The sequence below is a fragment of the Mycobacterium sp. genome, from assembly GCF_965229105.1.
In the GTDB taxonomy this organism is placed as follows: Bacteria; Actinomycetota; Actinomycetes; order Mycobacteriales; family Mycobacteriaceae; genus Mycobacterium.
On sequence record NZ_OZ245858.1, the window covers coordinates 4,897,663 to 4,917,871 of the forward strand.

Consider the following 20,209-nt stretch of genomic DNA (forward strand, 5'->3'; position numbering starts at 1 on the left):
GCGGGGCCTCGTGTGAGCGGTTGGTGCGCCGCTCAGGTCTTTATGCCTAGGCCTGATCTAACAGGCCTAGCTTCTCTCCCCGGGCTCGTTCCTCGCCCGAGTCGGAACTAGGCCTGGCCGACCTCGAACCGGACGAACCGCGTGACGGTCACCCCGGCCTCGTCGAGCAGTGCCTTGACGGTCTTCTTGTTATCGGACACCGACGGCTGATCCAGCAGCACGACGTCCTTGTAGAAACCGGTGACGCGGCCTTCGACGATCTTCGACAGCGCGGCTTCGGGCTTACCCTCGGCCTTGGCTGTCTCTTCGGCGATATGGCGCTCGTTGGCGACGACGTCTGCGGGGACATCGTCGCGGGTCAGGTACTTGGCCTTGAGCGCGGCAATCTGCAGAGCCACGGCGTGCGCCGCATCTTTGTCGGTGCCGGTGTACTCGACCAGAACACCCACGGCGGGCGGCAGGTCAGCCGACCGCTTGTGCAGGTAGGTCTCGACGGTGCCGTCGAAGTAGGCGGCGCGACGCAGCTCTAGCTTCTCGCCGAGCTTCGCCGACTGCTCGGCGATGGCCTGCTCGACCGTGGTGTCCCCAACTTTGGCCGCTTTGAGAGCGTCGACGTCGGTCGCCTTGGCGGCGACAGCGGCGGCGACGACCTCGTCGGCCAGCTTCTGGAATTCGGCGTTCTTCGCGACGAAGTCCGTCTCGCTGTTGAGCTCGATCAGGGCGCCGTCCTTGGCGGCAACCAGGCCCTCGGCGGTGGCACGCTCAGCGCGCTTGCCGACGTCCTTGGCACCCTTGATCCGCAGTTCCTCGACGGCCTTGTCGAAATCGCCGTCTGCCTCGGCCAGCGCGTTCTTGCATGCGAGCATGCCAGCGCCGGTCAGCTCCCGAAGTCGTTTGACGTCGGCAGCGGTGTAGTTAGCCATGTGAACCTTCCAGGAAAAAAGACTTAAGAAGCGTCGGTGGACGTTTCAGCAGCGGCAGCAACCGGTGCGGCGGTGGCCGTCGCGGACGCGAGCAGCTCCTGCTCCCACTCGGCCAGCGGCTCGTTGGCCTCGGCCTTGCCGTCGGCACTTCCGCCGCCCGAGCGGGCCTTGAGACCTTCGGCGACGGCCGAGGCGATCACCTTGGTCAGCAGCGCTGCCGACCGGATGGCGTCGTCGTTACCCGGGATCGGGTAGTTGACGACGTCGGGGTCGCAGTTGGTGTCGAGGATCGCGATCACCGGGATGTTCAGCTTGATGGCCTCGCTGACCGCGAGGTGCTCCTTGTTGGTGTCGACAACCCAGATCGCCGACGGCACCTTGGCCATATCGCGGATACCACCGAGGCTGCGCTCGAGCTTGTTCTTCTCACGGGTCAGCATCAAGATTTCCTTCTTGGTGCGACCCTCGAAGCCACCGGTCTGCTCCATGCTTTCCAGTTCCTTCATCCGCTGAAGGCGCTTGTGCACGGTTTGGAAGTTGGTGAGCATGCCGCCGAGCCAGCGCTGGTTCACGTACGGCATGCCGACGCGGGTTGCTTCCTCAGCGATGGACTCCTGCGCCTGCTTCTTGGTGCCGACGAACATCACGCTGCCACCGTGGGCGACGGTCTCTTTGACGAACTCGTAGGCCGAGTCGATGTAGGTCAGTGTCTGCTGCAGGTCGATGATGTAGATGCCGTTGCGGTCGGTGAAGATGAACCGCTTCATCTTGGGGTTCCAGCGACGGGTCTGATGCCCGAAGTGGGTGCCGCTGTCCAGCAGCTGCTTCATTGTTACGACAGCCATGTTGGCTTTGTCCTCTATTTGTCGGTTGTTGTCCGGCGTCGGGTGATGCCGAACCCTGGCGTCTGCTGCGATACCGGACCCGGCCTCTGATCGAGGTTCGGGACCACCCGGCAAGCGGATGCGGCCCTAAAAGAACGGGGCTGCGATGCAGGCGCGCGAAGTCAACCCGTTTGCACGAGTTGCGGAGATGAGTTTACACCCCGGAAACGGGTGCTTTGTCCACACAGCCGCGCCCATCCACAATCCCGTCCACCGAGGCTGGCGAGATCATGTCAATTGGGCTGAGCTGCGTAGATGCGGTTTCTCCCGACTCTAGTGGCGGCCGGTGTGTTGATGGCCGCGGCACTTGCTCCCCAGGCGCGGGCCGACTCGGTGCGGCTGCAATGGCCGCTGCGTCCCCGACCCGCCGTGGTGGGTGCCTACAACCCGCCGGCACCGGACTGGAATCGCGGTCACCGCGGAGTGGATCTGGCCGGTTCGGTTGGTCAGCCGGTGTACGCGGCGGGCCCAGCGAGGGTGATCTTCGCCGGCGTCCTGGCCGGACGACCGGTGGTGTCGCTGGCGCATCCCGGCGGGTTGCACACCAGCTACGAGCCGGTGGTGGCGGCGGTCCGGGCGGGTCAGGCAGTGGCTGCGGGCAGCGCGATCGGCACCCTGGCCGCCGGTCATCGAGGCTGCGCGTCGGCGTGTCTGCACTGGGGTGCGATGTGGGGCCCGGCGGCGCGCGCCGACTACGTCAATCCGCTGCTGCTGCTGGAATCGACGCCGATCCGGCTCAAACCGCTGCACCCCTGATGTCAGGCGCGGGGATGGGCCTGGTCGTGCACGGCACGTAACCGGGCGACCGTGACATGGGTGTAGAGCTGCGTGGTCGCCAGCGAGGAATGCCCGAGCAGTTCTTGGACGATCCGCAGATCCGCCCCGCCTTCCAGGAGGTGGGTGGCCGCGCTGTGCCGTAACCCGTGCGGACCCATATCGGGTGCCCCGGGAACGGCCGACACCGTCTGATGCACCACGGTGCGGGCCTGCCGCGCGTCCAGGCGTCCACCGCGGGCGCCCAGCAGCAGCGCCGGCCCCGACGTCGCGGTCGCCAGCGCCGGCCGTCCGTCGGCGAGCCACCGTGCCACGGCGTCCCCGGCCGGTTCACCGAACGGCGCGCTTCGCTGCTTATTGCCCTTGCCGAGCACCCGCAGCACCCGGCGGCCGGTATCGACGTCGTCGATATCGAGTCCGCAGAGCTCGCTGACCCTGATACCGGTGGCATACAGCAGCTCGACGATCAGCCGGTCCCGCAGCGCCAGCGGATCACCTTCCTGCGCACCAGAACTGGCGGCATCCATGGCGGCGAGCGCCTGATCCTGGCGCAGCACGGCCGGGAGTGTCCGGCGCGCTTTCGGGACCTGGAGTCGGATGGCGGGGTCGAGGCTGAGCAGCCCTCGCCTGGTCGCCCATGCGGTGAAGGTTTTCACCGCCGAGGTGCGGCGGGCCAGGGTGGTCCGGGCGGCGCCGGCGCCCGCCTGGGCGGCCAGCCAGGACCGCAACAGGGGTAGTGATAACGCCGACAGGTCGGCACCGGGGACGCGCTGCTCGACGAAGTCGCTCAGCGACCGGAGATCGCCGAGATAGGCCCGCTGGGTGTGCGCAGAGCGGCCACGTTCGAGCTCGAGGAACGCAGCGAACTCGTCGAGAACGTGCGGTAGGGACGGTGCCACGTCCCCACCGTCGCAGACCAGGCCGCCGGATCCGGTCAGGTGGTCCGCGTGTCTACGAACCCGCTTCGGCCTCGGCCAGTTCGCGTTTCCACTGCCGGAATGTCTCCTCGGTACGGCCCCGCCGCCAGTACCCGGAGATCGACGCCCATTTCGCGTCGACGCCGCGTTCCTTGCGGATATAGGGCCGCAGGTTGTGCATGACGGCCTGCGCTTCGCCGTGGATGAAGACCTGGACCTGTCCGGGCAGCCAATTGGCTTCCTTGACCGCAGCGATCAGCGGGGCGAAATCACCCGCCTGATCCTCGGCCACCAGATCGGCGCGGCCACCGCGGTACACCCACACCACGTCCACGCCGTCGGGTGCACTGATGTCGATCTCGTCGTCGGGTCCGGCGACTTCGATGAAGACCTTGCCGATCGCATTGGCGGGCAACGCTTCCACTGCCGCGCTGATCGCGGGGATCCCGGCCTCATCACCGGCCAGCAGATGCCAGTCGGCGGCGGGATCGGGTGCATAGGCGCCGCTGGGGCCCATCAGGTAGGCCGGATCACCCGGCCGCACTGCCGCTGCCCACGGACCCGCGACACCGTGTTCGCCGTGGACGACGAAATCGATGCTGATCTCTCGCGCGTCGGGATCGGCACTGCGGACGGTGTAGGTGCGTACCACGGGCTGGTGTGTGCTTTCGAGGCCGGCGAAGCTATCCAGCGTCAGCGGGCGCGGTAGCGCGGCCACGTCCACCCCGTGCGGAACGATCGCGATCTTCACGTACGAGTCGGTGAACTCACTCGGCGTAAACGTGTCGAAGCCTGTGCCACCGAGCACCACCCGGACCATATGCGGTGCGATCTGCTCGGTACGTACAACTTCAAAAGTGTGGATCGGTCTGCCTGCCATTGTCCCGACTATACGAGCCGAAACACCCGGGGCGGGCCCTACGTGACCCGCCTGACGATCCCCCAGCAACCGTCCTCGCGGCGCACCAGTCCCCCGATCTCCAACATCGCCAGCGGCGCGAGCACCCGTTCCGGCGCCAGACCTGAAGCGACGGCAATCTCGTCGGCGGTGCGCACCCCGCGTCCGGGCAGCGCCTCGTAAACCTGGATCTCGGCATCGCTGAGACCGTCCAGCGGTGTCACCGGATGGACCGGCTCGTCGGCCAGCTCACCGCAGCGGCCCACGATCTCCACCACCTCGTCGGCACGGGTGACCAATGTTGCTCCCTTTCGAAGCAATTCGTGTGACCCTGCCGACGCCGCGGAGGTGACCGGTCCGGGGACCGCACAGACGACACGGCCCAACATCTCCGCCCACGACGCGGTGTTCGCCGCGCCGCTGCGCAATCCGGCCTCGACCACCACGGTCGCCCCCGAGAACGCGGCCACGAGGCGGTTGCGGGTCAGAAAGCGGTAGCGCGCGGGCCGGACCCCTGGCGGATACTCGGTGACCAACAAGCCGGTGGTGGCGATGCGGTGTAGCAGCGCCGAATGGCCACTGGGATAAGGGATATCGATCCCACCGGCCAGCACTGCCACCGTGACCCCGTCACCGGCCAGAGTGGCGCGGTGCGCGACACCGTCGATTCCATAGGCACCACCGGAGACCACCGCCACATCACGTTCGACCAGACCAGCCGCCAGATCGGCAGCGACATGTTCCCCGTAGGCCGTGCAGGCGCGGGTACCGACGACGGCCGCCGCTCGCATCGTGATGTCGTCGAGGCGGGCGGGGCCGCGTGCCCATAAGACCAACGGCGGGCGGGCCTCGGGCTTCTTCTTCAGGTTGTCCGGGCTGACGGTGCTGAAACCTACGAACGCCAGGTAGGGCCACTCGTCGTCATCGGGGGTGATCAACCGCCCTCCCCTGCTGTGTAGCAGTTCCAAATCTTGGGCTGAGGTGTCGATTGCCCGCCGCGCCTCGGCGGCCGCCACGTCGCCGTCTTTGACTCTGGCCGCAGCCTCGACTGGGCCGTGCTCAGCCACCAGCGCGGCCAGCTCTGCACAGACCGGCTCGGCGACCCGCGACAGATACGCCCAGGCCAGCAGCTCCTCATCGGCCTCGGCGCTCACGGTCGCGACCCCGGCTGCCGGAAGCCCAACGCGGTGCTGACATCATCGACGTTGGGCGAATTGCGGCCTGCCAGATCGGATAACGACCACGCCACCCGCAGCGAGCGATCCACGCCGCGGATGCTGAGCACACCCCGATCCAATGCCGTGCGCAGCGGAGCCATGGCTTCGCGGCTGAGCCGAAACGCTCGGCGCAGCACCGGCCCTGGTACCTCGGCATTGGTCCGCACCCCGACCGCTGACCAGCGCTCCACTGCCGCCTCCCGTGCCACCGCCACCCGCGCCCGCACCACTGACGTCGCCTCGGCCGTCTCCTCGGTGAACGCTCCCGCCCGCACCGAGTGCATGTCGACTCGCAGATCGACCCGATCCATCAGCGGCCCGGACAGCTTCCCGAGATAGCGGCGCTTGACCGGGGCCGCGCAGATGCAGTCGCGAGGATCCGGCGGAGCGCACGGACACGGGTTGGCCGCCATCACCAACTGGAACCGTGCCGGATACCGGGCTACCCCGTCGCGCCGCGCGAGCCGAATTTCGCCGTCTTCCAACGGTGTTCGTAGCGCCTCCAGGGCGCTGACCCCGATCTCGGCGCATTCGTCGAGGAACAGCACACCGCGGTGGGCCCGGCTGACCGCGCCGGGGCGGGCCATCCCGGTGCCGCCGCCGACCAATGCGGCCACACTCGATGTGTGGTGCGGTGCCACAAACGGCGGACGGGTGATCAGCGGCGTGGCATCAGAGACCATGCCCGCCACCGAGTGAATCGCTGTGACCTCCAGTGCTTCACTTTCCGACAGCGGCGGCAACAGACCGGGAAGGCGTTGCGCGAGCATTGTTTTCCCGATGCCGGGCGGTCCGGTGAACATCAGATGATGCGCCCCGGCGGCGGCAACCTCCACGGCGAACCGGGCCGTGGATTGACCGACCACATCCGCCAGGTCGGCATCGGTCTCCTCAGTAGGGGCATCGGGGGTGGTGCGATGCGCAAGATCGCCTTTGCCTTCGAGCCACGCATGCAGACGCTGCAAGGTCGGGGCGCCGAGCACTTCGATCCCGTCGACCAGACTGGCCTCGTTGAGATTGTCGACCGGCACCACCACCGTCGGCCACCCGTCCCGGCGGGCGGCCAACACCGCAGGCAACACCCCCCGCACTGGGCGCACCCGACCGTCGAGGGCCAATTCGCCCAGCAGCACAGCCTTTTCCAGCCGTTCCCACGGCTTCTTGCGACTGGCCGACAAGACCGCGGCCGCCAGCGCCAGATCGTAGACACTGCCCACCTTGGGCAACGTTGCCGGAGACAGCGCGAGCGTCAGCCGCGACATCGGCCACTGATGCCCACTGTTGGTGATCGCCGAACGGACCCGGTCACGCGATTCCTGCAACGCGGCATCGGCCAGCCCGACCAGATGCACCCCGGGCAGACCCGAGGTGATATCAGCCTCGATCTCCACCGCCTCCCCCTGCAGACCGCGCACTGCCACCGAATACGCCCGCCCCAGCGCCATCAGCCGACACCTTGGACATGGGTGAGTTCCGGTGTCCGGCAACGCCCGATGCGAACGCCGATCACGTCGAGGCGGATATTGCTCCAGCGAGTGTCCTGACCAGCCAGCCACAGCGACGTCAGCCTGCGCAACCGACGCACCTTCTGCGGCGGCACCGCATACGCCAGCCCGCCGAACCCGTCGCCGGTCCGGGTCTTCACCTCGACGAACACTGCCGTGCGCGAGGCGCTGTCGGCGGCGATCACATCCAGTTCGCCGTAGCGGCAACGCCAGTTGCGATCCAGGATCACCAAGCCGAGCCCCAGGAGATGATCAACGGCCAGCTGCTCCCCGAGCGCCCCCAACTCGGCCCGGCTCAAGACCCGTTCAGATGTCATGGCGCCAGCATGGATTCGACGTGGGACACCGCACGGACACCCGTCGCGCCGAAACGCCGGAAACCGGCTAGTTATCCCCAGTCAGGCATTCATCAACAACCCACCGCTACGCGGGCGACCGCACTGCCGCCGCCACCGCCTCCGGTGCCTCAGACTGCGGAAAATGACCAACCCCAGAAAGCTCAGTCACCACCGCGCGCGGCAGGCGGGCGGTCGCCTTTTCCAGCACATGCCGGCCCGACACCGGGTCGTCGAGCCCCCACACCAGCTGCACCGGCCCGGCCCAGTTGAACAGAGCGGCCTCCCAGCGGACGTGGTGGACGTCGCGTTCGGCGTTGTACTTGATCAGCAGATGTGCCAGCCGGTGCCCGTTGGCCCGGGCGATACCCAGCCACAGGTTGTCGAATTCGACATCGGAAAGCGGTTGTCCGCGAACCGAATCGAGCCCCGATCGCAGTCGCCCCGCGGTGATTCGGCCGGCGATCAGTGCCCCGACGACCGGCAACGCCAGCAGCTTCTGCAGCCGAGTGGGCCGGTAGGCGTCGTAGACGATGCCGGAGTTCAAGACGATGAGGCGCTCGATGGTGAAGGCCGCGAAGCCAACCGCGGCCCGGTCAAGCAGTTCCTGCCCGACGATTCCGCCATAGTCATGGATTACCAGGCATAGCGAATTCAGCCCGAGGTGCGTCGCCAGATCCTCGATCACATCGGCGGACTCGGCCACCGAGTACTCATACGGGTTGGGCTTGGCCGAGGCGCCGTACCCGAGGAAGTCGAGGGTGATCACCTCGTGGTCGCGCGCCAGATCCTGCGCCACCTCGGCGTAGTCGTAGGACCAGGTCGGGAATCCGTGCAGCAGAAGCACTGTGGGACCGTGCCCGGTCCGGCGATACGCGATGCGATGTCCGCGGCGGGAGATCAGCGTTTCGCATTGGTCGATCCACTGCTGCGCCGTCACGCTCATAGCCTTGTCACCTTTTCGATGCAATGTCGTTTTCAGATACAGTTGTGCATCACAATGCACTTGTGTCAGGGTGGTGTCAACACGACGAAAGGCCAAGGAGACGCCGGTGCCTCGCCTCACTCGCGCGCAGCAGCGAGAGCTCACCCGTGCCCGCCTCGTGGAGGCCGCAGGCCGAGTGTTTTGCCGCATGGGCTTCGAAGCCGCACCTATCGATGTCATCTCCGAGGAAGCCGGGTTTTCCCGCGGTGCCTTCTATTCCAACTTCGAGTCCAAAGACGAGCTGTTCCTCGAACTCATCGGTCATCACCTCGAGGCGGAGATCGATACGCTGAGCCGCGCCCTCGATCGCATCACGTCGGCAGACGAGCTGGCCCCGGCCATCGAGCGTCGCTACCGGGTACTCGGACAAGACGACAGCTGGTGCCTGTTGACCACCGAGTTCCAGCTTTACAGCATGCGCGGTGGAACCAAGGCCGCCGAGTTCGACCGAATCTACGAGGCCTACCGCCACCGGCTCGGCGAGCTGATCGCTACCCACTTCGACCGGTTGGGCATCGAATCCAGCCTCACCCCATACGAATTCGGCGTCGCCCAGATCGCACTATCCCACGGTTTGGCGCTACAGCGCGCCGCCAACAGAACCCTGAAAGACACCTTGCCGGCGCGCGCGCTGGCCACCTTCGTCCGCGGGGCCATCACGGCGACGGGATCGCCGTAACCGTCACGGTCTCCGGCGAACTGGATTTCATCTCATCCAGCTTGTCCGCCTCCGCACTGGTCAACAACGCGGCGACGATGGTGGTTGCCGCGCCCAGCACCACGAAGATCGTGTACGAGTACGGCATCAACTTCCGGACCGCAGCGACCACAGAACTCACGGCTTCTGGCTTCTTGTCGATCACATCGGTGTCGATCAGATGCGCATTCACCCGCGGCTGCGGCTCCCCGTCGGTGATCGCGCTGACGATGAACGTCTTGCCTTTGGGCAGCAAGCTGGGCCGCACGTCGATACTGGTGGCGCGGTAGGTCTCGGAGATGTCCAACCCATCGGAACGCAGCAGGGCGATCATCGGAACATCGAAAGCGATGGTGACCGGCTTACCCTGGTCGAAATCGGCCGACGTGATGTCCGTGGGCCCAACGCATTCCATCATCACTGTGATCAGGTGGGGGTCTTCGACCACCTGGTCGGCGTAGCGCAGGCTCACTGCGCTGCCCGCCTTGGTGTTGCGTTCGACGATCATCGGCTGGCTTTTGACGCTCACCACCAGATGATTGCGCCGCCGACCGCCCTGCTTGGCGTAGAACACGCCCGCCAGCAAGCCGACCGCGGTCAGGACGAGACCAGCGATGGCGATGATGAGCAGTCCCACGAATCCCCCAGCCCGGTGTCGGCGGCTGTCTCAGTTCGAGGTCGGTTCGCCGATCTTGACCAGCATCTTGCCGATGTTCGCCCCGGTAAACAATCCGTTGAGCGCGTCGACGCATGAATCGATGCCCTCCCAGATGGTTTCGCGGTGCACCAGCAGTCCTTCGGACTCCCACTTACCCAGTGCGGCGAAGGCCTCTTCGAACCGGCCCCAGTCGTTGAGGGCGTTGAAGCCCTGCATTGTTGCGGTCTTGGCCAGAATGTTGACGTAGTTGGCCGGACCGGGATGTTCACCGGTGAGGTAACTGGAGATCACGCCACACAGCACGACGCGGGCGTTATGCGCCAACCGACCAAGCACGGCATCGAGGATCGGGCCGCCGACATTGTCGAAGTAGACATCGACACCCTGCGGACAGTGCTGTTTGAGCGCCGCTGCGATGTTGCCTTCGCGATAGTCGATGCACGCGTCGAATCCGAAGTCCTCGACCACCGCTCGGCATTTTTTCGCTCCACCTGCGATCCCGACCACGCGCGAACCGGCGATCTTGGCGATCTGCCCGGCCACTGACCCGGTGGCGCCCGCGGCCGCCGAGACCACGACCGTCTGGCCCGGCTGTGGCCTGCCGACGTCGTTCATCCCGAAATACGCCGTCGCACCCGTGGGGCCGTACACCGACATGATCGCGGGCTGGTCGATATGTTCGAAACCGGTGACCGGCGTGCAGAAGATGTCGTCACGGACGATCGAATACTCCTGGAAGCCGGTCAATGTGGTGACCACGTCGCCGACCGCATACGCGTCGCAGCGCGATGCCACCACCTCACCGATGCCGGCGGCCCGGATGACCTCACCCAACTGCACCGGCGGCAGATAACCCGGCTGGTCGTCGAGCCAGGTGCGCGCGGCGGCGTCGATCCCGACATAAGTGGTGCGGACCAACGCCTCACCATCGGCGGGCTCCGGTGCGGGCGAGCTGACAAGCTCGGTGTCGCCTGCCGCTACCATCCCGGTCGGGCGGCGACGCAACAGAATTTGACGATTGTCTAGTGCGGTCACGGTGGGAGAAATTACCTGACGCACTGGCCTTTTCGTGCCACTATTCGGGCAGTCGCAGCTCGGGCTTCTCGACCTCTTCGATATTGACGTCCTTGAACGTGATCACCCTGACCTGTTTGACGAAGCGGGCGGGGCGGTACATGTCCCACACCCAGGCATCAGCGAGGCGAAGCTCGAAGTACACCTCGCCGTCGGCGTTGCGCGGGATCAGCTCGACGCTGTTGGCCAGATAGAACCGACGCTCGGTCTCGACCACGTAGCTGAACTGCCCGACGATGTCCTTGTATTCGCGGTACAGCGAGAGCTCCATCTCGGTTTCATACTTCTCGAGATCTTCAGCGCTCATCTGCCCGGCAGTCCTTCTGTTGGTTCGTGTGCATCTTTCCCTACCCGTGTTCGCTGCGCTGCTCCGGGACGCACTCTTGGGCGTCGGTGTCGCGCACGTGCGCGACAATCCTGCTGCCGTCCGGTGTCGCCACCCGGCGGACGTTGATGAACGAATACCGGTGTTGGCTGCACGGTCCACGCTCGGCCAGGGCGGCGCTGTGCGCCGCTGTGCTGTAGCCCTTGTGATCGGCAAACCCGTAGCCAGGGTGTTCGTCGGCCATCTTGACCATCAGCCGGTCGCGGCTGACCTTGGCGAGCACACTGGCGGCTGCGATACACGCCGCAGCGGCATCACCGCCGATCACCGGCAGCGATGGAATCGCCAACCCCGGCACCCGGAATCCATCGCTCAGTACATAGCCAGGCCGCATCGGCAGGCCGGCGACCGCGCGCCGCATCCCCTCGATATTGGCCACATGCACCCCGCGGCGGTCCACTTCGGTCGACGATATGAACACCACGTGATAGGCCAACGCATACCGCCGGATCAGGGGGAACAGGCGCTCGCGCTCTTTTTCGGTCAGCTTTTTGGAATCATCGAGCCGCGCCAGACTGGTCAGCCGATTCGGACCGAGCACACATGCGGCCACCACCAGCGGACCCGCACACGCACCCCTGCCGACCTCATCAACCCCGGCAACCGGCCCAAGTCCACTGCGGTACAGCGCGGACTCCAACGTTCGAAGACCGGCGGACTTGCGGATCACTGTGCGCGGTGGCCAGGTGGCGGGCACCTAACCGCCTTGCTGAGGATTCACCGAACTCACACCGCCCCATCGTGACGGGGGCCACGCAATGAACCTCGCCTTACCGATGACGTTGTCGACCGGCACAGTTCCGGCCATCGGATCGCCAGTGCACTGAATACCCTTCTCGCTGTCAGCGGGGGTGCTGGTGCAGTGGAAGCGCGAATCGGCGGAATGGGTGCGGTTATCGCCCATCACCCACAGCCGGTCCTTGGGCACTGTGACAGGCCCGAATTCGAAACCGAGGCACGGATAGACGGCCGGGTCGGCCATCATCGTGTTCGGGTCGAGGTAGGGCTCGTTCAGCGGTTTGTCATCGACCGTCAGCCCGGTGTCGGCACGGCACTGGATGGTCTGGCCACCGACTGCGATCACCCGCTTGACGAGGTCATTCTCGTCGGGCGGCACGAAGCCGACAACGGACAGCGCATTCTGCACGGCCCGGATAGCCGGGTTATCGGAGCGGATCGACTTGTAACTGGCGTTCCAGTTCGGCGGACCCTTGAAGACGATGACGTCCCCCGGCTCCGGTGAGCTGAACAGGTACGTCATCTTGTCCACGATGATGCGGTCGCCGACACACCCGGTGCAGCCGTGCAGGGTGGGCTCCATCGATTCCGACGGAATCAGGTAGGGCCGGGCGATAAACGTCAACATCACGTAATAGAGCACCAACGCGATGGCGACGAGGATCGCGCCCTCACGCAATGCGGAACGCTTCTTCTTACCGCCGGACTCGTCAGAGTCCGTGGTGTCGGCGTCCGAATCCACTTCAGTCAGCGCACTATCCGACGACGGCTCAGAATCGGCCGAGTCCGTGGTGTTTGTCACGGGGTGAGCGTAGCCAGCAGTACCGGCGTCAGCGCTTTTCCTTGATCTTGGCCTTCTTGCCCCGCAGCTCGCGCAGGTAGTACAGCTTGGCCCGACGGACGTCACCGCGGGTGACGACCTCGATGTGATCGATATTGGGCGAATGCACCGGGAAGGTGCGCTCGACGCCGACGCCGTAGCTTTCCTTGCGGACCGTGAAGGTCTCGCGGATTCCGCCGCCCTGGCGACGCAGCACGACACCCTTGAAGACCTGGATACGCTCTTTGGCGCCCTCGATGACCTTCACGTGCACATTCACGGTGTCACCGGCACCGAAGGCCGGGATATCGTCGCGCAGCGACGCTTGGTCAATGAAGTCCAGCGTGTTCATCGGTGACTCTTCCTTGCGGTCGCGGCTCCGTGCAGCGCCAGTCACTCGGATGAGCGAGGCGGATGCCGAAGCCGATGGATCGTGCTTCTTGCTTCTTGCTACTTACGTCGATGTATTCCACAGCAGGCGGCACAACCGGCCCCGCGCGGACAACTGTTCAATTGTGCCAGACGCCGAGCATGCAGCGAAATCGCGCCTTACGCTCGGTTCTTCGCGGTGTTCGTCGCGGTGTTCTTCGCGGTTCAGGACAACCCCACTGGGTACACGGCCGCAGCAGCAAGCGGTTAGGCTCACCAGACTGGTTTCTGGCAGGGCGGCCGATCCAGATTGCCTGATAATTCTGCGTCCAAGGAGACCACATGCGCTGGCGGTCGTCGTACCTGGCGAAGGCTACGGTGACGATCACCTGTGCTGGGCTCCTCGCCAGTGCGGCAGGTTGTGAAGCCCGCGTCTACGGCGCGCCCGGCCAGTCGGACCCGCCCAAATTGACCCTGGTAGCGCCCAAAGCGCCCGCCGATGCCACCCCACCTGCGGCTCCCCCGAATCAGGCGGCGACCGCGTTCGACGGTCTGGCTCTGCGCGCGACGCAGGCGACCGCGCAGGCCGCCGACTCCGGCGCGGACATCACCGTCGCAGTGCTCGACCGCGACACCGGTCAGCTGGTCACCAACGGGCGCGGCGGCACGGTTGCCATCGCTTCGGTGGTCAAGCTTTTCATCGCCGACGATCTGCTGATGCAGGTGTCCAAGGGCCAGGCGCAACTCACCCCGGCTGATCAGCAGCTGTTCGACCGAATGCTGCGATCCTCTGATGACAGTGCCGCTGAGACGTTCTGGAATCGCAGTGGCGGCAGCGCGATCATCACTCGGGTGGTGAACCGCTACGGGCTGGGTTCGACGAGCGCGCCGGGTAACGGGCGGTGGTTCAACACGACCAGCACCGCGGTGGATTTGGTGCATTACTACGACATGCTGCTCAGCGGCGCCGGCGGGCTTCCGCCCGAGCGGGCCAACACCATCCTCAACGATCTGGCCCAGTCGACACCGACAGCACCCGACGGGATGGTGCCGGGCGGCGTTTATCCCCAACGTTTCGGCATCCCCGAGGGACTCCCTGGCGAGCCGGTGGCCGTCAAACAGGGATGGATGTGTTGCGTCGGCTCCGACTGGATGCACTTGTCGACCGGTGTGATCGGCTCGGATCGCCGCTACGTGATGGCGATCAGTTCCATGCAGCCCGCCAGCGCTGACGAGGCCCGCGCGACCATCACCGCGGCCGTCAAGACGATGTTCCCGACCGGGCGAATTTAGTCGCCGCGCTGATCGATGAGGTCGGGTCGGCGCTCACGGGTGCGCTGCAGACTCTGTTCACGGCGCCACGCTGCCTGGCGGGCATGGTTACCCGAGAGCAGAACGTCAGGCACATCGAGTTCGCGCCAGCTCGGCGGCCTGGTGTAACTGGGCCCCTCGAGCAGTCCCCCGACCTGTTCGGAGTGCGAATCATTCTGGTGCGACGCAGGATTGCCCAGGACGTCGGGTAGCAGGCGCACCACGGCTTCGATCATCACCAACGCTGCGGACTCACCACCGGGCAGCACGTAGTCCCCGATGGAGACCTCTTCGACGCGCATGCGTCTGGCCGCGTCATCGACCACCCGCTGGTCGATGCCCTCATAGCGGCCGCAGGCGAACACCAGATGCGATTCGGCGCTCCAGCGCTGCGCCGTCGCCTGGGTGAACAACCGTCCTGCCGGCGTCGGCACCACGAGAAGTGTTTGCTCCGAACAGAGTTCGTCGAGAGCGTCACCCCATACCGGGGCCCTCATCACCATGCCTGGGCCGCCCCCATAGGGCGAGTCGTCGACCGAGCGGTGAACGTCATGGGTCCAGCTGCGCAGATCGTGCACGCCCAACTCGACGATCCCGGATTCAATCGCCTTGCCCGGCAACGACTGCCGCAGCGGTGCCAGGTAGTCGGGGAAGATGGTAACGACGTCAATACGCATGGTGGTCAATACGCATAGTGCGCATCCCTCAATCCAGGTCCGCCAAGTTCAGCAGACCATCCGGCGGGTCGATCTCGATGAGGTCGTCATCCAGCGATACCGATGTGACGATGGCGCTGACGAACGGGACCAACACCTCGGGCCCCTCGCCGTCGACGGGCCGGACCGCGAGGAGTTCGCCGGCACTGGTGTGCAGCACCTCGCGCACCCTACCGACGTCCAGGCCGGTCACCGTGCGCACCCGCAATCCCTCGAGCTGATGATCGTAGAACTCATCAGGTTCGTCGATGGGTGGAAGATCCGCGCTGTCGACCAGAAACAGGCTGCCCCGCAACGCATCTGCGGCGTCGCGACCACCGACACCCTGCAGGCGAACCAGTAGCCGACCACCGTGCTCACGCACCGACTCGATGACATAGGTGCGCTCTGTTTTATCGCGCGCCCGGGTGCGCAGTTGCGCACCCGCGACGAAACGTCGATCCGGATCGTCGGTGCGCACGTCGACGGCGATTTCGCCGCCGACGCCATGGGCCTTGGCGACCCGCCCAACCACCAGCTCCATGACAGAGCTACTGGTCGGTGTCCACCACGTCGACGCGGATGCCGCGGCCACCGATACCGGCCACCAGCGTTCGCAACGCGGTTGCGGTACGTCCGCCGCGCCCGATGACCTTGCCCAGGTCCTCGGGATGGACATGCACCTCGACGGTGCGGCCGCGCCTCGACGTCACCATGTCGACGCGGACGTCGTCAGGATTGTCGACGATGCCGCGAACCAGGTGCTCGACGGCGTCGACCACGACAGTGCTCATTCGGTGGGCTCGGCGGCGGGCTCAGCGGCCGCCTCGGTCTCGGTGACTGCCTCTGTCTCAGAAGCCGTTTCGGTCGCCTCGGCCTTTTTGGCGGGCGCCTTCTTCTTCTTGGCGGTGGTGGCCTCGCCGGTCGGCGCGCCATCGGCAGCAGCCAGAGCGGCATTGAAGAGGTCCAGCTTGGACGGCTTGGGCTCGGCGACGCGCAGCGTGCCCTCGGCACCCGGCAGGCCCTTGAACTTCTGCCAGTCACCGGTGATCTTCAGCAGCGCCAGAACCGGATCGGTCGGCTGCGCACCGACGCTCAGCCAGTACTGCGCGCGCTCGGAGTCGATCTGGATGACGCTGGGGTCTTCCTTCGGGTGGTACCGGCCGATGACCTCGATGGCACGGCCATCGCGGCGGTTGCGCGCGTCGGCGACGGCGATGCGGTACTGGGGATTGCGGATCTTGCCGAAGCGGGCGAGCTTGATCTTGACAGCCATGTGACGCGTTTTCTCCTGTAGTTGCCACGCGTGCAATTCAAGCGACGCGGGCGGGCTGCCCGGTCCGGTTTTGCCTTGCGTGTGTGACCGCAGCGCAAGCATCCCGTTTTCCGAGATGGGTCACGCGGCAGACAGCCGCTCATTGTGCCAGAGGCGCAGGCCGAACCCCAAAACGCGACGGATCAGATGATCTTGTCGAACGTCTTGGTCTCGACCCGACGGGTCAGACGCCAACCGTCTGGGGTGCGGATGAACTCGTCGTCGTACCAAAGCCCGCAGAACATGATCTGCGGGCTGGACCCGTCCTTTCCAGAGTCGAGCACCATCGGGTTGAAGCAGATGACCCGCGAGGTGGCGGTGTCTCCGTCGAATTTGATCGACAGGTTGCCCAGCATGTGGGAGTAGGCCGGGAAGTTCGGCAACACCTCCGCCAACCAGGCCTTGACCTCGGGGAATTTACCGTCGATACCGCCCATCGCGCGGTAGTCGATATAGGCGTCCGGGGTGAAAACGGCGTCCAGATCATCGAAACGACGCTGATCGATCGCTGTCGAGTAGTCGACCAACAGCTGCTGGATCTCCAGCCGGTCCGAGATGTCCTGCAGGCTCAACATGAATTGATTCAACACTGTGCTCCAGACCACAGACATTCGGGTCCAGGGAGCACCCATCCCAGGCCCGCGAGCAACTAAGGTCACCCTAAGTCCAGTGAGTGGAGGAAGCGTGTCTGACCAGTCGAACCTGTCGTTGATCGTCGGCTACGCCAGCGATATGGGCACCGCGGAGTACATCGCGTTCCAGCTGGTGGAAGCGCTCAAGGCGGTCGGGATCGACGCGACCGAGGTTGAACTCAACGACGTCGAACTCGCCGACCTACAGACCGCCACTCATCTCGTCGTGGTGGCCTCGACCTTCGGCGACGGCGAGATGCCCGATAACGGCGCCTTGTTCTGGGAAATGCTCAACGGCACCACGGCCGAGGAACTACCGCAGCTCGCGTACTCGGTGCTGGCCCTCGGGGACAGCAGCTACGAGATGTTCTGCAACGCCGGGGTGATGGTCGACGACCGCCTGGCCGAGCTAGGTGCGACCCGGCTGACCGGCAGGGTGGAGCTCGACTGCTATCGGGAAGGCGACGCAAGCGTCTGGATGGCCGATGTGGTCAAGCAATTGGAGGCCGCCCGCGGCAGCGCACCGATGGTCGCTGGAGTGGCCGCGCCGGAGCCTGCCTCGATTCCAAAAACGCGCCAGCACTCGATCTGGGATACCGCCAACCCCTTCGCCGCTCGGTTGGTGGCGAACCGGCGGCTCACGGCAGCGGAATCGGATAAGGATGTCCGGCACGTCGAAATCGACCTCGGCGACTCCGGGATTACCTACCAGGCCGGGGACTCGATCGCCGTCCATCCGGTCAACGACCCCGAACTCGTCGAGGCGATCCTCGCTCAATTAGGCGTCGGGCCGGACCATATGGTTGCCGACCACGAAGAGACGCTCGGCGAGCTGTTGACCGAACACCTGGAGATCCGGACGCCGCCGCGGGCGCTGCACGCCATCGTCGCGGCCCGCTCCGATGCACAGGTTCCTGACTTTCCTGGTTCCTACGATGTGCTCGATCTCCTCGAGCTGGCCGACCTCAGCGTCGAAGAAGTGTTGGATACGTTGCGCCCCTTGCAGTTTCGCGACTATTCGATTGCGTCGAGCCCGCTGGAGCATCCGAATCATGTGCACCTGACGGTGGCGACGGTGCAGTACACCGCCGGTGATCGCCGTCGCGGCGGCGTCGCATCGACATTCCTGGCCGAGCGCGCCGAGACGGTGTTGGTCCATCCTCGTCCGAACCACGCGTTCCGACTGCCCGCATCCGAGGTGCCGATCATCATGGTCGGCCCCGGCACCGGGATCGCACCGTTTCGTGGGTTTCTGCGGGAACGCCGGGCCAGCGGGGCGGCGGGCAAGTCGTGGCTGTTCTTCGGCGATCGCCGGCGGGCCACCGATTTCCTCTACGGCGACGAACTGCAGGGTCATCTGGCATCAGGTGTGCTGACCCGGCTGGATCTGGCGTTCTCCCGCGACCAAGAAGACAAAGATTATGTCCAGCACCACATGCTGGCCAACGCAGCGGAACTGTTTGCGTGGCTCGCCGACGGTGCCTACTTCTACGTCTGCGGCGATGCCGAGTACATGGCCAAGGATGTCGATCGCGCGCTGCACGAGGTGATCGCGACCGCGGGTGCAATGAGCGAGGCCGCCGCGCATATCTACGTCAACGAGCTGATCAGAGCGCATCGGTACGTCCGAGACGTGTACTGAGTCTGCAGGCGCCACCCTGGTGGGCTCGCTCCCAGCCCGGCCCTCCCTCCCCGGGCTCGTTCCTCACCCGCCTCGTCGACCGGGCTCACCTCTCCAGCCCGGCCCTCCCTCCCCGGGCTCGTTCCTCACCCGCCTCGTCGACCGGGCTCACCTCTCCAGCCCGGCCCTCCCTCCCCGGGCTCGTTCCTCACCCGCCTCGTCGACCGGGCTCACCTCTCCAGCCCGGCCCTCCCTCCCCGGGCTCGTTCCTCACCCGCCTCGTCGACCGGGCTCACCTCTCCAGCCCGGCCCTCCCTCCCCGGGCTCGTTCCTCACCCGCCTCGTCGACCGGGCTCACCTCTCCAGCCCGGCCCTCCCTCCCCGGGCTCGTTCCTCACCCGCCTCGTCGACCGGGCTAGTCTCAAGACCCATGCACAGACTTTTCGGCTGCCTGTCATTGGTCCTCGCACTGATTCTCGCGGTGATCGCGATCCCGACGGCCGCGTCCGCTGACAGCGGGGACGCCACCGTGGTCCAGCCGATCGGAGCTGTGCCGACCCCGGACGGCCCGGCGCCAAACTGGATCGTCGCCGATATGGACACCGGAGAGATCCTGGCCGCGCAGAACGCCGATGTGCGGACCCCACCGGCCAGCACCATCAAGGTGCTGCTGGCACTGGTGGTCCTCGACGAGGTTCCGCTGGACGCGACGGTGGTGGCCGATGACGGTGCCGACTCCCACGTCGAATGTAATTGTGTCGGAATCGAAGCCGGTCGCACCTACACCGCCCGCCAACTGCTCGACGGGTTACTTCTGGTCTCCGGGAACGACGCCGCCAACACGCTGGCGCATCTGCTGGGCGGTACCGACACCGCGGTGGCGAAGATGAACGCCAAGGCAGCGGCCATCGGCGCGGTCGACACCCACGCGGGTAGTCCGTCAGGGCTCAACGGCCCGGGGATCGACGGCTACACCACGCCCAGGGACCTCGCGATCATCTTCCGCGCCGCGATGGGCAATCCGGTGTTCGCCCAGATCACCGCCCAGCCCGCCGCAATGTTCCCGAGCAAGACCGGCGATAGGCCCATCGTGAACCAGGACGAACTACTGATGCGCTATCCCGGCGCCACCGGCGGCAAGACGGGTTTCACCGATCCGGCCCGTAAGACGTTCGTCGGTGCCGCGCAGCGCGACGGCCGGCATCTGGTGTTCGCAATGATGTACGGCTTGATCAAAGAAGGCGGCCCGACGTACTGGGATCAGGCTGCTGGACTGCTGAATTGGGGTTTCGCCCAGGGCCCGCAGGCTGGTCTCGGCACGCTGTAGGAGAGTGCAGCGACGGGCGCCGCCTGCGTCGTCCGCCGGCGGCGCAGAAGAACTCAGTCCCTGGAGCGGATTGTCGAGTCGTCAGGCTCCCCGACTATTGAAAGCAGCTAACCGCACTGCGCGCCGCCC

At 65.8% G+C, this 20,209-nt stretch carries 23 protein-coding genes and 1 pseudogene; 5 read left to right on the forward strand and 19 right to left on the reverse strand.

What is annotated here, in order from left to right:
• Nucleotides 1-107 precede the first annotated feature (107 nt).
• Entirely contained in the window at nt 108-923 is an 816-nt protein-coding gene (gene tsf / locus ADBZ9O_RS22920; protein ID WP_526525216.1) for a translation elongation factor Ts, read from the reverse strand.
• A gap of 23 nt (nt 924-946) precedes the next feature.
• Nucleotides 947-1,768, reverse strand: a complete 822-nt coding sequence (gene rpsB, locus ADBZ9O_RS22925; protein WP_526525217.1) for a 30S ribosomal protein S2 — start codon at nt 1,766-1,768, stop codon at nt 947-949.
• A gap of 333 nt (nt 1,769-2,101) precedes the next feature.
• Here rpsB and ADBZ9O_RS22930 point away from each other — a divergent pair, with 333 nt between their 5' ends.
• Nucleotides 2,102-2,563 carry a M23 family metallopeptidase gene (locus ADBZ9O_RS22930; protein ID WP_526533400.1) on the forward strand — a complete coding sequence of 154 codons (462 nt, stop codon included), beginning with the start codon at nt 2,102-2,104 and terminating at the stop codon, nt 2,561-2,563.
• A 2-nt stretch (nt 2,564-2,565) separates the two neighbouring features.
• Here ADBZ9O_RS22930 and ADBZ9O_RS22935 read toward each other — a convergent pair whose 3' ends face one another.
• From ADBZ9O_RS22935 to ADBZ9O_RS22960, 6 genes are all read right to left on the reverse strand, one after another.
• Nucleotides 2,566-3,480: a tyrosine-type recombinase/integrase gene (locus ADBZ9O_RS22935; RefSeq protein ID WP_526525219.1), complete on the reverse strand. Its 915-nt coding sequence runs from the start codon at nt 3,478-3,480 to the stop codon at nt 2,566-2,568.
• 52 nt (nt 3,481-3,532) lie between these two features.
• Entirely contained in the window at nt 3,533-4,378 is an 846-nt protein-coding gene (locus ADBZ9O_RS22940) for a siderophore-interacting protein (protein ID WP_526525221.1), read from the reverse strand.
• 38 nt (nt 4,379-4,416) lie between these two features.
• The gene (dprA, locus tag ADBZ9O_RS22945; RefSeq protein ID WP_526525222.1) at nt 4,417-5,550 is read right to left on the reverse strand and encodes a DNA-processing protein DprA; all 1,134 of its coding nucleotides are present in this window, start codon (nt 5,548-5,550) and stop codon (nt 4,417-4,419) included.
• On the reverse strand, nt 5,547-7,058 hold the full coding sequence (locus ADBZ9O_RS22950; protein ID WP_526525224.1) for a YifB family Mg chelatase-like AAA ATPase: 1,512 nt from the start codon (nt 7,056-7,058) through the stop codon (nt 5,547-5,549). Before ADBZ9O_RS22950 ends, dprA begins: the two co-directional genes overlap by 4 nt.
• Nucleotides 7,058-7,435: a YraN family protein gene (locus ADBZ9O_RS22955; protein ID WP_526525225.1), complete on the reverse strand. Its 378-nt coding sequence runs from the start codon at nt 7,433-7,435 to the stop codon at nt 7,058-7,060. Before ADBZ9O_RS22955 ends, ADBZ9O_RS22950 begins: the two co-directional genes overlap by 1 nt.
• 106 nt (nt 7,436-7,541) lie before the next feature.
• A complete protein-coding gene (locus tag ADBZ9O_RS22960; protein ID WP_526525226.1) occupies nt 7,542-8,399 on the reverse strand; it encodes an alpha/beta fold hydrolase in 858 nt (285 codons plus the stop codon).
• A gap of 106 nt (nt 8,400-8,505) precedes the next feature.
• On the opposite strand from ADBZ9O_RS22960, the gene ADBZ9O_RS22965 reads away from it, so the two are divergent.
• Entirely contained in the window at nt 8,506-9,117 is a 612-nt protein-coding gene (locus ADBZ9O_RS22965) for a TetR/AcrR family transcriptional regulator (protein WP_526525227.1), read from the forward strand.
• Here ADBZ9O_RS22965 and ADBZ9O_RS22970 read toward each other — a convergent pair.
• From ADBZ9O_RS22970 to rplS, 6 genes and pseudogenes are all read right to left on the reverse strand, one after another.
• A complete protein-coding gene (locus ADBZ9O_RS22970) occupies nt 9,095-9,772 on the reverse strand; it encodes a hypothetical protein (RefSeq protein ID WP_526525229.1) in 678 nt (225 codons plus the stop codon). The two genes, ADBZ9O_RS22965 and ADBZ9O_RS22970, sit on opposite strands and share 23 nt — an antisense overlap.
• 30 nt (nt 9,773-9,802) lie before the next feature.
• Nucleotides 9,803-10,828 (reverse strand): NADP-dependent oxidoreductase, encoded by a 1,026-nt coding sequence (locus ADBZ9O_RS22975; RefSeq protein ID WP_526525230.1) that lies wholly within the window; start codon nt 10,826-10,828, stop codon nt 9,803-9,805.
• A 40-nt stretch (nt 10,829-10,868) separates the two neighbouring features.
• Nucleotides 10,869-11,174, reverse strand: a complete 306-nt coding sequence (locus ADBZ9O_RS22980; RefSeq protein WP_003893809.1) for a DUF2469 domain-containing protein — start codon at nt 11,172-11,174, stop codon at nt 10,869-10,871.
• Nucleotides 11,171-11,949 (reverse strand): annotated as a pseudogene (locus ADBZ9O_RS22985) (ribonuclease HII). The gene ADBZ9O_RS22980 and the pseudogene ADBZ9O_RS22985 overlap by 4 nt, the downstream one beginning before the upstream one ends.
• A complete protein-coding gene (lepB, locus tag ADBZ9O_RS22990) occupies nt 11,950-12,792 on the reverse strand; it encodes a signal peptidase I (protein ID WP_526525231.1) in 843 nt (280 codons plus the stop codon).
• Nucleotides 12,793-12,820: 28 nt separating this feature from the next.
• Nucleotides 12,821-13,162: a 50S ribosomal protein L19 gene (gene rplS, locus ADBZ9O_RS22995; protein ID WP_526525232.1), complete on the reverse strand. Its 342-nt coding sequence runs from the start codon at nt 13,160-13,162 to the stop codon at nt 12,821-12,823.
• A gap of 359 nt (nt 13,163-13,521) precedes the next feature.
• On the opposite strand from rplS, the gene ADBZ9O_RS23000 reads away from it, so the two are divergent.
• A complete protein-coding gene (locus ADBZ9O_RS23000) occupies nt 13,522-14,472 on the forward strand; it encodes a serine hydrolase (protein ID WP_526525233.1) in 951 nt (316 codons plus the stop codon).
• On the opposite strand, the gene trmD is transcribed toward ADBZ9O_RS23000, so the two are convergent.
• The 5 genes from trmD to ADBZ9O_RS23025 all read right to left on the reverse strand — a co-directional run bounded on the left by trmD (nt 14,469) and on the right by ADBZ9O_RS23025 (nt 17,075).
• Nucleotides 14,469-15,167, reverse strand: a complete 699-nt coding sequence (gene trmD / locus ADBZ9O_RS23005; RefSeq protein WP_526525234.1) for a tRNA (guanosine(37)-N1)-methyltransferase TrmD — start codon at nt 15,165-15,167, stop codon at nt 14,469-14,471. The genes ADBZ9O_RS23000 and trmD overlap by 4 nt on opposite strands.
• A gap of 28 nt (nt 15,168-15,195) precedes the next feature.
• Nucleotides 15,196-15,729: a ribosome maturation factor RimM gene (gene rimM / locus ADBZ9O_RS23010; protein WP_526525235.1), complete on the reverse strand. Its 534-nt coding sequence runs from the start codon at nt 15,727-15,729 to the stop codon at nt 15,196-15,198.
• Between the two features lie 7 nt (nt 15,730-15,736).
• Nucleotides 15,737-15,979, reverse strand: coding sequence for an RNA-binding protein (locus tag ADBZ9O_RS23015; RefSeq protein ID WP_067334285.1), 243 nt, complete (start codon nt 15,977-15,979; stop codon nt 15,737-15,739).
• Nucleotides 15,976-16,461: a 30S ribosomal protein S16 gene (gene rpsP, locus ADBZ9O_RS23020; protein WP_526525237.1), complete on the reverse strand. Its 486-nt coding sequence runs from the start codon at nt 16,459-16,461 to the stop codon at nt 15,976-15,978. The genes ADBZ9O_RS23015 and rpsP overlap by 4 nt, the downstream gene beginning before the upstream one ends.
• A gap of 182 nt (nt 16,462-16,643) precedes the next feature.
• Nucleotides 16,644-17,075: a nuclear transport factor 2 family protein gene (locus ADBZ9O_RS23025; protein ID WP_526525238.1), complete on the reverse strand. Its 432-nt coding sequence runs from the start codon at nt 17,073-17,075 to the stop codon at nt 16,644-16,646.
• A 157-nt stretch (nt 17,076-17,232) separates the two neighbouring features.
• Between ADBZ9O_RS23025 and ADBZ9O_RS23030 the strand changes: the two genes are divergently transcribed.
• Together ADBZ9O_RS23030 and ADBZ9O_RS23035 are read left to right on the forward strand one after the other, a co-directional pair.
• Nucleotides 17,233-18,774 (forward strand): diflavin oxidoreductase, encoded by a 1,542-nt coding sequence (locus ADBZ9O_RS23030; RefSeq protein WP_526533402.1) that lies wholly within the window; start codon nt 17,233-17,235, stop codon nt 18,772-18,774.
• Nucleotides 18,775-19,183: 409 nt separating this feature from the next.
• A complete protein-coding gene (locus ADBZ9O_RS23035; RefSeq protein WP_526525239.1) occupies nt 19,184-20,080 on the forward strand; it encodes a D-alanyl-D-alanine carboxypeptidase family protein in 897 nt (298 codons plus the stop codon).
• Nucleotides 20,081-20,209 lie beyond the last annotated feature (129 nt).

What these genes read in the sequence shown, in the direction of transcription:
- ADBZ9O_RS22930 (WP_526533400.1), top strand. Translation starts at nt 2,102, where the DNA reads ATGGCCGCGGCACTTGCTCCCCAGGCGCGGGCCGACTCGGTGCGGCTG.
- ADBZ9O_RS23025 (WP_526525238.1), bottom strand. Translation starts at nt 17,075, where the DNA reads ATGTTGAGCCTGCAGGACATCTCGGACCGGCTGGAGATCCAGCAGCTG.
- ADBZ9O_RS22980 (WP_003893809.1), bottom strand. Translation starts at nt 11,174, where the DNA reads ATGAGCGCTGAAGATCTCGAGAAGTATGAAACCGAGATGGAGCTCTCG.
- ADBZ9O_RS22950 (WP_526525224.1), bottom strand. Translation starts at nt 7,058, where the DNA reads ATGGCGCTGGGGCGGGCGTATTCGGTGGCAGTGCGCGGTCTGCAGGGG.
- ADBZ9O_RS22940 (WP_526525221.1), bottom strand. Translation starts at nt 4,378, where the DNA reads ATGGCAGGCAGACCGATCCACACTTTTGAAGTTGTACGTACCGAGCAG.
- tsf (WP_526525216.1), bottom strand. Translation starts at nt 923, where the DNA reads ATGGCTAACTACACCGCTGCCGACGTCAAACGACTTCGGGAGCTGACC.
- rpsB (WP_526525217.1), bottom strand. Translation starts at nt 1,768, where the DNA reads ATGGCTGTCGTAACAATGAAGCAGCTGCTGGACAGCGGCACCCACTTC.
- ADBZ9O_RS23000 (WP_526525233.1), top strand. Translation starts at nt 13,522, where the DNA reads ATGCGCTGGCGGTCGTCGTACCTGGCGAAGGCTACGGTGACGATCACC.
- rpsP (WP_526525237.1), bottom strand. Translation starts at nt 16,461, where the DNA reads ATGGCTGTCAAGATCAAGCTCGCCCGCTTCGGCAAGATCCGCAATCCC.
- ADBZ9O_RS23030 (WP_526533402.1), top strand. Translation starts at nt 17,233, where the DNA reads ATGGGCACCGCGGAGTACATCGCGTTCCAGCTGGTGGAAGCGCTCAAG.
- rimM (WP_526525235.1), bottom strand. Translation starts at nt 15,729, where the DNA reads ATGGAGCTGGTGGTTGGGCGGGTCGCCAAGGCCCATGGCGTCGGCGGC.
- ADBZ9O_RS22960 (WP_526525226.1), bottom strand. Translation starts at nt 8,399, where the DNA reads ATGAGCGTGACGGCGCAGCAGTGGATCGACCAATGCGAAACGCTGATC.
- trmD (WP_526525234.1), bottom strand. Translation starts at nt 15,167, where the DNA reads ATGCGTATTGACGTCGTTACCATCTTCCCCGACTACCTGGCACCGCTG.
- ADBZ9O_RS23015 (WP_067334285.1), bottom strand. Translation starts at nt 15,979, where the DNA reads ATGAGCACTGTCGTGGTCGACGCCGTCGAGCACCTGGTTCGCGGCATC.
- ADBZ9O_RS23035 (WP_526525239.1), top strand. Translation starts at nt 19,184, where the DNA reads ATGCACAGACTTTTCGGCTGCCTGTCATTGGTCCTCGCACTGATTCTC.
- ADBZ9O_RS22955 (WP_526525225.1), bottom strand. Translation starts at nt 7,435, where the DNA reads ATGACATCTGAACGGGTCTTGAGCCGGGCCGAGTTGGGGGCGCTCGGG.
- rplS (WP_526525232.1), bottom strand. Translation starts at nt 13,162, where the DNA reads ATGAACACGCTGGACTTCATTGACCAAGCGTCGCTGCGCGACGATATC.